The organism is Ammonifex thiophilus (genome assembly GCF_003368535.1).
In the GTDB taxonomy this organism is placed as follows: Bacteria; Bacillota; Desulfotomaculia; order Desulfotomaculales; family Ammonificaceae; genus Ammonifex; species Ammonifex thiophilus.
The window spans coordinates 1-645 of record NZ_QSLN01000054.1 but is presented as its reverse complement, the minus strand read 5'-3'; the positions used below and the strand labels follow the sequence as shown (position 1 = coordinate 645).

The window sequence follows — 645 nt, the reverse complement described above, 5'->3', positions numbered from 1 at the left end:
CAAGTGACCAATCAGGTGAACATCGAGGAGGCCCTTAAAGATCTACCGGCTTTTGCTTTAAGCATAGACGAGCACAGTTTCAGGGGTCAGGACATGATGATCACCGTTACCTGCGTGTGGCCCGAGCGAAGGCTTATCGCCATCTTACCGGATGACCGGCTCAAGACTCTGGAGAAGTTTTTAAAGGAGCTGCCGGTTTCGGTGCGCAGGCGCATCAAGGCGGTATGCATCGACTTCAAAGACGGCTGGCGCAAGCTTATAAAGAGGGTGCTGCCTGGAGTGCCTGTGGTGGTTGACCATTTTCACGCTCTTAAAGATGCCAACCGGCGTGTAGACGAGGCGAGGCTAATAGAGCAGCAGGTAACCGGGCAGCGTATACCTCGTTGGCCTCTGGTAAAGAACGAAGAGGATTTGACCGAGCGCCAGGCAGCCCAGCTTGCCATGATCAGGAGGCGGTACAGGAACGTGGCCCATTTTCACTGGGCCAAGGAGCAGCTACGCGACGTCTATCGTGCCTCCTGCCGGAAGGAGGCAGAGCTAATCCTGGATCGTCTGATCTTAAACACTCGGGAGGCGAGCGACGTTGCGCTGGTTCAATGGGGGAGAACGCTTCGTAGCTGGAGGGAAGAGATTCTCGCTTATCAC

Annotated in this window: 1 protein-coding gene; it reads left to right on the top strand. The window is 55.3% G+C overall.

Going from position 1 to position 645, the window contains the following annotated elements; translation table 11 throughout:
• A partial coding sequence (locus DXX99_RS11005; protein ID WP_165847846.1) for a transposase occupies nt 1–645 on the top strand: 645 nt, incomplete at both ends.